The organism is Pseudomonas sp. S150 (assembly GCF_004526365.1).
In the GTDB taxonomy this organism is placed as follows: domain Bacteria; phylum Pseudomonadota; class Gammaproteobacteria; order Pseudomonadales; family Pseudomonadaceae; genus Aquipseudomonas; species Aquipseudomonas putida_A.
The window spans coordinates 306,432-316,305 of the sequence record NZ_CP038207.1; the positions used below are offsets into that span (position 1 = coordinate 306,432).

At 60.9% G+C, this 9,874-nt stretch carries 11 protein-coding genes; 3 read left to right on the top strand and 8 right to left on the bottom strand.

The features are described 5' to 3' along the window. The first annotated feature begins 26 nt into the window (after window positions 1-26). Window positions 27-599, top strand: coding sequence for a xanthine phosphoribosyltransferase (locus tag E3Z29_RS01480; protein ID WP_007962388.1), 573 nt, complete (start codon window positions 27-29; stop codon window positions 597-599). Between the two features lie 129 nt (window positions 600-728). Here E3Z29_RS01480 and E3Z29_RS01490 read toward each other — a convergent pair whose 3' ends face one another. The 6 genes from E3Z29_RS01490 to dadA all read right to left on the bottom strand — a co-directional run bounded on the left by E3Z29_RS01490 (window position 729) and on the right by dadA (window position 6,821). Then, entirely contained in the window at window positions 729-2,651 is a 1,923-nt protein-coding gene (locus E3Z29_RS01490) for an acetyl-CoA hydrolase/transferase C-terminal domain-containing protein (protein ID WP_134784976.1), read from the bottom strand. Between the two features lie 135 nt (window positions 2,652-2,786). After that, entirely contained in the window at window positions 2,787-3,203 is a 417-nt protein-coding gene (locus E3Z29_RS01495) for a cytochrome c5 family protein (RefSeq protein ID WP_041071964.1), read from the bottom strand. 182 nt (window positions 3,204-3,385) lie between these two features. After that, window positions 3,386-3,934 (bottom strand): cupin domain-containing protein, encoded by a 549-nt coding sequence (locus E3Z29_RS01500; RefSeq protein WP_007920393.1) that lies wholly within the window; start codon window positions 3,932-3,934, stop codon window positions 3,386-3,388. Window positions 3,935-4,022: 88 nt separating this feature from the next. Further along, window positions 4,023-5,096: an alanine racemase gene (gene alr, locus E3Z29_RS01505; RefSeq protein ID WP_134784977.1), complete on the bottom strand. Its 1,074-nt coding sequence runs from the start codon at window positions 5,094-5,096 to the stop codon at window positions 4,023-4,025. Window positions 5,097-5,191: 95 nt separating this feature from the next. Continuing rightward, window positions 5,192-5,545, bottom strand: a complete 354-nt coding sequence (locus E3Z29_RS01510; protein ID WP_027610426.1) for a RidA family protein — start codon at window positions 5,543-5,545, stop codon at window positions 5,192-5,194. Beyond that, window positions 5,517-6,821, bottom strand: coding sequence for a D-amino acid dehydrogenase (gene dadA, locus E3Z29_RS01515; RefSeq protein WP_007962383.1), 1,305 nt, complete (start codon window positions 6,819-6,821; stop codon window positions 5,517-5,519). The genes E3Z29_RS01510 and dadA overlap by 29 nt, the downstream gene beginning before the upstream one ends. A 156-nt stretch (window positions 6,822-6,977) precedes the next feature. Between dadA and E3Z29_RS01520 the strand changes: the two genes are divergently transcribed. Next, window positions 6,978-7,466: an Lrp/AsnC ligand binding domain-containing protein gene (locus E3Z29_RS01520; RefSeq protein ID WP_003177284.1), complete on the top strand. Its 489-nt coding sequence runs from the start codon at window positions 6,978-6,980 to the stop codon at window positions 7,464-7,466. A 142-nt stretch (window positions 7,467-7,608) separates the two neighbouring features. On the opposite strand, the gene E3Z29_RS01525 is transcribed toward E3Z29_RS01520, so the two are convergent. Then, window positions 7,609-7,962: a YkgJ family cysteine cluster protein gene (locus E3Z29_RS01525; protein WP_134784978.1), complete on the bottom strand. Its 354-nt coding sequence runs from the start codon at window positions 7,960-7,962 to the stop codon at window positions 7,609-7,611. Between the two features lie 147 nt (window positions 7,963-8,109). On the opposite strand from E3Z29_RS01525, the gene E3Z29_RS01530 reads away from it, so the two are divergent. Beyond that, on the top strand, window positions 8,110-9,420 hold the full coding sequence (locus E3Z29_RS01530) for an FAD-binding oxidoreductase (protein ID WP_134784979.1): 1,311 nt from the start codon (window positions 8,110-8,112) through the stop codon (window positions 9,418-9,420). Between the two features lie 117 nt (window positions 9,421-9,537). On the opposite strand, the gene E3Z29_RS01535 is transcribed toward E3Z29_RS01530, so the two are convergent. Further along, window positions 9,538-9,783, bottom strand: a complete 246-nt coding sequence (locus E3Z29_RS01535) for a DUF1127 domain-containing protein (RefSeq protein ID WP_134784980.1) — start codon at window positions 9,781-9,783, stop codon at window positions 9,538-9,540. Between the last annotated feature and the right edge of the window lie 91 nt (window positions 9,784-9,874).

The window sequence follows — 9,874 nt, forward strand, 5'->3', positions numbered from 1 at the left end:
CACAAGCGCTGAACGAGGACAGCTTCATGGAAGCATTGCAGCAGAAAATCCGCGAACAAGGCATCGTGCTTTCCGACCAGGTCCTGAAAGTCGACGCCTTCCTGAACCACCAGATCGACCCGGCCCTGATGAAGCTGATCGGCGACGAATTCGCCACGCTGTTCAAGGATTCGGGCATCACCAAGATCGTCACCATCGAAGCCTCGGGCATCGCTCCGGCGATCATGACCGGTCTGAACCTGGGCGTGCCGGTAATCTTCGCCCGCAAGCAACAGTCCCTGACCCTGACCGAAAACCTGCTGTCGGCGACCGTTTACTCGTTCACCAAGAAGACCGAAAGCACCGTGGCCATTTCGCCGCGCCACCTGACCAGCAGCGACCGTGTGCTGATCATCGACGACTTCCTGGCCAACGGTAAGGCTTCGCAGGCGCTGATCTCGATCATCAAACAGGCTGGCGCCACCGTCGCCGGTCTGGGCATCGTGATCGAGAAGTCGTTCCAGGGCGGCCGTGCCGAGCTGGATTCGCAGGGCTATCGCGTTGAATCGCTGGCCCGCGTGAAATCGCTGAAGGATGGCGTCGTTACCTTCATCGAATAAGCCACACCGCATTACCCCCTGTGGGAGCGGGCTTGCTCGCGAAGGCGTCGTGTCAGTCGAGCTATTCTTTGACTGACACGACGCCTTCGCGAGCAAGCCCGCTCCCACCGTTGGTTTTGGGGTGGCCCGTTACTGTGCGGTGGCTTTGAGGCCGGTGAGCAGCAGACGCTGGAACAGGTCTTCTTTCAGGCCTTCCGGGTGGGTCAGTTGCATACGTTCAAGGTGTTCGGGGAACGTCGAAGCCTCCGGCGCATCCAGCGCAGCCTTGCCCAGCTCCAAGATCTCGCTCAGCTTGAACTTGCTCTTGAGCCAGTTCAGCGCCCGCAGCAGATCCCGTTCGATCGCGGTGAAATCACAACCCAGCGGATACTCGGGAAACAGATTCGGATGCTTCGCCGCAATCGCCTGCAAACGTTGCGGGGTGTTGTCGACAAAGCGTGGATCGAGGCGGAAATCCTTCGGCAGTTTGCCGACCTTCTGCGCCTGTTCGATCAGCCCCGGTTGAAAGCGTGAATCGCTGATGTTCAGCAACGACTCGATTACCACCGCATCGGTCTTGCCGCGCAGATCGGCGATGCCGTACTCGGTGACCACAATGTCGCGCAGGTGCCGTGGAATCGTGCAATGGCCGTACTCCCAGACGATGTTCGAGCTGACCTCGCCGCCGGACTCGCGCCAGCTGCGCAGGATCAGAATCGAGCGCGCATCGTGCAGCGCGTGGCCCTGGGCGACGAAATTGTATTGCCCGCCGACACCGCTGAGTACCCGCCCGTCTTCCAATTGATCGGCCACACCCGCGCCCATCAGCGTCATAGTGAACACGGTGTTGATGAACCGTGCATCGAGGCGCTGCAAGCGCTTGAGTTCTTCCTGCCCGTACAGCTCGTTGATGTAGCTGATGCGGGTCATGTTGAATTCGAGGCGCTTGCTCTGCGGCAACTCACGCAGGCGCTCGTAGAAACTGCGCGGGCCGAGGAAGAAGCCGCCGTGCACCGAGATGCCATCGGTCTGCGCCGACTCATCGAGGGTGCCGGCGTTGGCCTGCTCCTGAGTGTGCACGTCGGGGTAGACCTTGCGCCGGATGATCCCGGCATCGGCCAGCACCAGCAGGCCGTTGACGAACATTTCGCTGCAGCCATACAGGCCTTTGGCGAATGGCGCGGTACCGCCCTCGCGCTCGATCAACTGTGCCCACTGACTGAGATTGATGTCGTTGAGCAAGGCTTGGTAACCGGCGTTGTCCGCCTGCCGCGCGAGCAATGCGGCCGTGAGCGCGTCGCCCATCGAACCGATGCCGATCTGCAAGGTGCCGCCGTCGCGCACCAGGGTGCTGGCGTGCAAACCGATGAAGTGATCCTGAAAACCCACCGGCATGTTCGGCGTGGAAAACAGCGTGCTGCTGTCCTTCGCGTCGATCAGCAGGTCGAAGGTGTCGATATCGACTTCGGCATCGCCGGGCATGTACGGCAGATAGGTGTGCACCTGACCGACCAGCAGAATGGTCTCCCCGGCGTCGCGGCGCTTGGCGATCATCGGCAACAGGTCGAGGGTGATGTCCGGGTTGCAGCTCAGGCTCAGGCGATCGGGATGTTCGCTGCTGCTGGCGAGCAATTGCGCCACCAGATTGAGGCCGGCGGCATTGATATCGCGGGCGGCGTGGCTGTAGTTGCTGCTGACGTAGTCCTGCTGGGCCGGCGCGCTGTTGAGCAGGCTGCCGGGCTGCATGAAGAACTGTTCGATGCGGATGTTGGCGGGCAGGCTGTCACGCTGCAGATCGGCGAGGAAATCGAATTCGGGGTAGTCGCCGAACACGCGCTCGACGAAGGGTTCAATGAAGCGCTTCTGCAGACCGTCGCCCAGCGTCGGCCGCCCCAGGCATAGCGCGGTGTACATCGTCAGCTGTCGTTCGGGCAAATCCTTGATCCGCCGGTACAGCGCGTTGACGAAGTGATTGGGCTTGCCCAGCCCCAGCGGCATGCCCATATGGATATGTGCCGGCAGACGTGCAAGCACATCGTCCACTGCCTGTTCGATCGAACACAACTGCACCATCTGAAGCCTCCTGCCCGTTCCGTGAATAGGGGTAGACCGAGCTTGCCTCGACTTTGCTGCAAAGGACAGCGAAAGCCGTGAATCGCAGGCACAAAAAAACCGTCCGAAGACGGTTTTTTTCGTCAGAAGCGCGGCTTATTTCAGGCCGGACATCTTCTGGATCGCGCCTTTCAACTCGTCGTCCGAGCAATCGGCGCAGGTGCCTTTTGGCGGCATGGAATTGATGCCGGTGATGGCTTTGGCGAGGATGCCGTCGAGGCCGCCCTGGTGATCGGCGCGGTCTTTCCAGGCGGCGGTGTCACCGATTTTCGGTGCGCCTAGCAGACCCGTACCGTGGCAAGCGTTGCAATGTTTTGCAATCACTTCATCCGGCGTCTTCGCCCCACCACCGCCGCCAGCGGAGGCAGCGACTTCCATCCCTTTGCATTCCTGTCCCTGAACGCACACCTGGCCGACCGGCTCGAGGCGCTTGGCAATGTCGTCATTCGTCGCAGCTTGAGCGCTGACAGCCCAGAGGGCCAGTACGGTTGCTGGTGCGGCCAGCATTTTCATAATTAGGTTCACGCGTTCACCCTCAATGGTGGCTATTCACGCCTGCGGCCACGGTTCGCAGGCGGGCGCAAGTATAGCGGGTAGCCCGCCACACTGAAACAACCCCATAGTCGAAGGGGTTATACCGCGCTGTGGAAAAACTCATCGGATGCCTTCACCGTCATGGCCTGGCACCTCTGTCTTTAAAAATTCGCCGGCGTGGCTGCGCTGATTAGTCGCGCAGGCGCGTCGAACGGATTACGAAAACGATGCGGCTTGGTACTTTCAAAATAGTAGCTGTCGCCGGCTTCGAGAATAAAAGTTTCCAGACCCACCACCAGTTCCAGACGACCTTCCACCAAAATCCCGGTTTCTTCGCCTTCATGGGTGAGCATTTCTTCGCCGGTATCAGCGCCCGGCGGGTAGATTTCGTTGAGAAACGCGATGGCCCGGCTCGGGTGCGCGCGGCCGACCAGTTTCATGGTCACGGCGCCGTCGGAGATGTCGATCAGCTCGTTGGCCTTGTAGACGATCTGGGTCGGGACTTCCTGCAGGATTTCTTCGGAAAAGAACTCGACCATGGACATGGGAATCCCGCCCAGAACCTTCCTCAGCGAACTGATCGAAGGGCTGACGCTATTCTTTTCGATCATCGAAATGGTGCTGTTGGTGACGCCCGCGCGTTTGGCGAGTTCACGCTGGGAAAGCCCTTTGAGCTTGCGGATCGATTGCAGTCGTTCACCGACGTCCAAGGCGGGAGCCTCCTGATGTTGTAAGAATATTGAGCGTTATCATGGCGACAGCGTTCAGTATTTACAACACTTGGCCCCCGTGCTGGCCTCAACCCTCGGAATAGAGCCTTGGCACGCGACGCAGGTTGCAGAAGATCTGGTACGGAATGGTGTCCGCCCACTGCGCCACTTCGCTGGCGAGGATGTTTTTGCCCCACAGTTCGACGATCGAACCGAGGTCCGCTTCCGGCACATCGGTGAGGTCGATGCAGAGCATGTCCATCGATACGCGGCCAAGCAGGCGGCTGCGTTTGCCGGCCACCAGCACCGGCGTGCCGGTCGGGGCATGACGCGGGTAGCCATCGGCATAGCCCATGGCAACCACGCCGATGCGCATCGGCTTGTCGGTGATGAATTTGGCGCCATAGCCGATCGGCTCGCCGGCGGGCAGTTCGCGCACGCAGATGACTTTCGATTCGAGGGTCATCACCGGTTGCAGACGCTCGGCCACGGCGTTGGCTTCTTCGAACGGGGTCGCGCCGTAGAGCATGATGCCCGGGCGCACCCAGTCGCTGTGGATCTGCGGCCAACCGAGCACGGCCGGCGAGTTGCGCAGGCTGACTTCGGCAGCCAGACCCTGACGCGCCGCTTCGAACACCGCGACCTGATCGGCGCTGCTCTGCTCATGCAGTTCATCGGCGCGGGCGAAGTGGCTCATCAGCACGATTTTCGCCACTTTGCCGCTGGCCAGCAGGCGCTGGTAGGCCGCCGCGTAGTCCTTCGGATGCAGGCCGACGCGGTGCATGCCGGAATCGAGCTTGAGCCACACGGTGATCGGTTTGCTCAGTGCCGCCTGCTCGATGGCTTCGAGCTGCCACAGCGAATGCACCACGGTCCAGAAATCATGTTCGACGATCAGTGCCAGCTCGTCAGCCTCGAAGATGCCTTCGAGCAACAACACCGGGGCCTTGATGCCGGCCGCGCGCAGCTCCAGCGCTTCTTCAATGCAGGCGACGGCAAACCCGTCGGCCTCGGTTTCCAGCGCCTGGGCGCAACGCACCGCGCCGTGACCGTAGGCATCAGCCTTGATCACCGCCAGCGCCTTGGCGCCGGTGACTTCGCGGGCAATTCGGTAGTTGTGACGCAGGGCTTCTAGGTCAATCAGGGCACGGGCAGGACGCATGGCGGCAGACTTCTAGGCGGTCATGGAAATAAAAAACCGGCGCCAACTGACGACGTGAACCGCCAACAGCGCCGGGAGAGGGATCTTTGAATCGGTTACGGCAACGCGGCGACGATGGAGATCTCGACCAGGATGCTCGGCTTGGCCATCTTCGCTTCGACGGTGGCGCGGGCCGGCGCGGCGCCTTTGGGCAGCCACTGATCCCACACCGAATTCATCCCGGCAAAGTGCGCTTCGATGTCGTTCAGGTAGATCGTTGCCGACAGCAGATGCTGCTTGTCAGTCCCGGCCAGATCCAGCAAACGCTCGATATTGGCGAGCACCTCGCGGGTCTGCTGTTCGACTCCGGCGTCGAAGTCGTCGCCGACCTGCCCGGCCAGATACACGGTGCCGTTGTGGGTGACGATCTGACTCATGCGCTCATTGGTGAGCTGGCGCTGGATTGCCATGTTTTGCGGACTCCTGAGGCTTGTTGCCGTAACGGGAAATATCGAGGCCTTCGGCGCTGATCTGCGGCTTTTTCTTCGCCATCAGATCGGCCAGCAAACGACCGGAACCGCACGCCATGGTCCAACCCAGGGTGCCGTGACCGGTGTTGAGGAACAGGTTCTTGAACGGCGTGGCGCCCACGATCGGCGTGCCGTCCGGGGTGGTCGGACGCAGGCCGGTCCAGAAGCTCGCCTCGGCCAGATTGCCGCCCTGAGGATAAAGGTCGTTGACGATCATCTCCAGGGTTTCACGCCGACGCGGGTTCAGCGACAGGTCAAAACCGGCGATTTCGGCCATGCCGCCGACGCGGATGCGGTTGTCGAAACGGGTGATCGCGACCTTGTAGGTTTCGTCGAGAATGGTCGAGGTCGGGGCCATGGCCGGGTTGGTGATCGGCACGGTCAGCGAGTAACCCTTGAGCGGATACACCGGAGCCTTGATGCCCAGCGGCTTGAGCAATTGCGGCGAGTAGCTGCCGAGGGCCAGCACGTAGCGGTCGGCGGTTTCCAGCTTGCCGTCGATCCATACACCGTTGATGCGATCACCGGCGTAGTCGAGGCGCTGGATGTCCTGGCCGAAGCGGAACTCCACACCGAGTTTCACGGCCATTTCCGCCAGACGCGTGGTGAACATCTGGCAATCGCCGGTCTGGTCATTCGGCAGACGCAGGGCGCCGGCGAGGATGTCGGTGACATTGGCCAGGGCCGGCTCGACGCGGGCAATGCCGGCGCGGTCGAGAACTTCAAACGGCACGCCGGACTCTTTCAGCACGGCGATGTCTTTAGCGGCGCCATCGAGCTGTGCCTGAGTGCGGAACAGTTGCGTGGTACCGAGGCTGCGGCCTTCGTAAGCGATGCCGGTTTCGGCGCGCAGTTCATCGAGGCAGTCGCGACTGTACTCGGACAGACGCACCATGCGCTCCTTGTTCACTGCGTAACGGCTAGCGGTGCAGTTGCGCAGCATTTGCGCCATCCACAGGTACTGGTCGATGTCGGCAGTGGCCTTGATCGCCAACGGCGCGTGGCGCTGCAGCAACCACTTGATGGCCTTGAGCGGTACACCCGGCGCAGCCCATGGCGAGGCATAACCCGGCGACACCTGGCCGGCGTTGGCGAAACTGGTCTCCATGGCCACGGCTGGCTGCCGGTCGACCACCACCACTTCAAACCCGGCACGGGCCAGATAGTAAGCACTGGCGGTACCGATGACGCCGCTACCCAAGACCATTACGCGCATTTTTGTATCCCTCATCGCGGCGGGGCCGCGTACGTCTGTTGTTAGAGCAATGATGCGCGCAGTGTAAAAAAGAATGGCCAGTGCATTTCACTATATAAGCGCCTATATTTGGCGACAATTCTCGGCAAAAACCCTTTTCACGGAGGCGCATCCCCTATGCGTACCAACACTCAGACCAAACGTGAGCTGGACAAGATCGACCGCAACATCTTGCGGATCCTGCAGGCGGACGGGCGCATATCGTTTACCGAACTCGGGGAGAAGGTTGGTCTGTCCACCACACCGTGTACGGAGCGAGTGCGGCGACTGGAGCGCGAAGGGATCATCATGGGCTACAACGCCCGCCTGAACCCGCAGCACTTGAAGGGTAGCCTGCTGGTGTTCGTGGAGATCAGCCTCGATTACAAATCCGGCGACACCTTCGAAGAGTTCCGCCGCGCGGTGCTGAAACTGCCGCACGTGCTGGAATGCCATTTGGTGTCAGGGGATTTCGACTATCTGGTGAAGGCGCGGATCTCCGAGATGGCCTCGTACCGCAAGCTGCTGGGCGACATTCTGTTGAAGCTGCCGCATGTGCGCGAGTCGAAGAGCTATATCGTGATGGAAGAGGTGAAAGAGAGCTTGAGCCTGCCGATTCCGGATTGAGATTTGTGCTGCCTGATCCGGCCCCATCGCTGGCAAGCCAGCTCCCACAGGTTCAGTGATTAACACATATTCTGTGAACGACAACGATCACTGTGGGAGCTGGCTTGCCAGCGATTGGGTCGACTCGGTTCCAGCAATTGCGCTAAACCAGCACCTGCCGATTCGCCGCCATGTATTCGAAGATCTGCTTTTCAACCCGTGGATGAATCAACTCCACCGGCACCCGCCCGTTCGGGCATGGCAGGGTTTTGGTGGTACCGAACAACCGGCAAATCAGCGGTCGCTCGCCATACACCGTGCAGCCATTCGGCCCCAGGTGTACACAGTTCAGTTCTTCCATCGCCGCATCCTGCTCGGCGCGGGTCTTGCGCGGCAGGCGTGACATTTCTTCCGGCGAGGTGGTCACCGGCCCGCAGCAGTCATGGCAGCCTGGCACGCACTCGAACGTGGGGATCTGCTGACGCAGGTCGCGAATGGTCTGGCGGTTGCAACTCATCGAAACGGTAATCCACATGAAATAGGCGGCAATTGTGCCGCAAAAGCCGAGATCCACACAGCAACGGCCGACCAGTGTTGCCCGTCTTCGGCCGTGCGGCTTATGCTCCGTCAAATTTTCTCGACACCCAGCCGTTGGATGATGCCCATGAATGCCCGCGCCCGAACCTTCGCGAGCCAACCCCACGTTGCCTCTTACTACGCCGCCAGCAGCCTGCCGCAGCCCGAGTATCCGGTGCTGCAAGGCGAGCTGAGCGCAGACGTGTGCGTGGTCGGCGGCGGCTTCTCGGGGCTGAACACCGCGCTGGAATTGGCCGAACGCGGCCTCAGTGTGGTGTTGCTGGAAGCGCACCGGGTCGGTTGGGGCGCCAGCGGCCGCAACGGCGGGCAGTTAATTCGCGGGGTCGGCCACGGCCTCGACCAGTTCAGCAACGTCATCGGCGCTGACGGCGTTCGCCAGATGAAACTGATGGGCCTGGAAGCGGTGGAAATCGTCCGCCAGCGCGTCGAGCGTTTCCAGATCCCGTGCGATCTGACTTGGGGCTACTGCGATCTCGCCAACAAACCGGCCGATCTCGAAGGCTTTGCCGAAGATGCCGAAGAGCTGCGCAGTCTCGGCTATCGCTACGAAACCCGCCTGTTGCAAGCCGATGAAATGCACACCGTGGTCGGCTCCAAACGTTACGTCGGCGGCTTGATCGACATGGGTTCCGGGCATCTGCACCCACTGAACCTGGCGCTGGGCGAAGCCGCTGCCGCACAGCAATTGGGCGTGCAGCTGTTCGAGCAATCGGCGGTGACGCGTATCGATTACGGCCCCGCAGTTCGCGTCCACACCGCTCAAGGTTCAGTGCGGGCGAAAACCCTGGTGCTGGGCTGCAACGCTTACCTCAACGATCTCAATCCGCAACTCAGCGGCAAAGTACTGCCCGCCGGCAGTTACATCATTGCGACCGAACCGCTGTCCGAAGAACTGGCGCACAGCCTGCTGCCGCAAAACATGGCGGTCTGTGACCAGCGGGTGGCGCTGGATTACTACCGGCTCTCGGCGGATCGGCGCCTGCTGTTCGGCGGTGCCTGCCACTATTCCGGGCGCGACCCGAAGGACATCGGCGCCTACATGCAGCCGAAGATGCTCGAAGTGTTTCCGCAACTGGCGGGCGTGAAAATCGACTATCAATGGGGCGGCATGATCGGCATCGGCGCCAACCGTCTGCCACAGATCGGCAGGCTCAATGATCAACCGAACGTGTATTACGCCCAGGCCTATTCCGGGCACGGAGTGAATGCCACGCACCTGGCGGGCAAGCTGCTCGCCGAGGCGATCAGCGGGCAGCACAGCGGTGGTTTTGATCTGTTTGCCAAGGTGCCGCACATCACCTTCCCCGGCGGCAAGCATTTGCGTTCGCCGTTGCTGGCGTTGGGGATGTTGTGGCATCGGCTCAAGGAGCTGGTCTGATGTTTTTGCACCAGACTTAATGCCCTCATCGCGAGCAGGCTCACTCCTACAGTAGGAACGTATTCCCCTGTAGGAGTGAGCCTGCTCGCGATGGGGTCAGAAACAGCACCACATCCTTCAGATCCGCCAGAACGGCTTCAACCCCTCTTCATTTGCCTGCTCCCGGGTCAACCCGACGTCCTTGAGCTGCTCCGGCGTCAGATTCATAAGCGCCTTGCGCGTGTGCAGACGATGCCAGAACAGGCCCCAGCGACTCAGGCCGGATGGCGCGTTACGCATGGCGCTATTCCATGCACTGTCCTCCTGCCCTGCCGCCAGTTCCTGACTGCGTAACGTCAGCCGCACATCGCTCAAGCCGTTCATTTTTGTTGCTCCTGTTTACTTGGGTAGCCAGAGATTCCATGATGCGCGGGTCGGCAAAAGCATTACAGATTCAACACATCTGTATTAACTC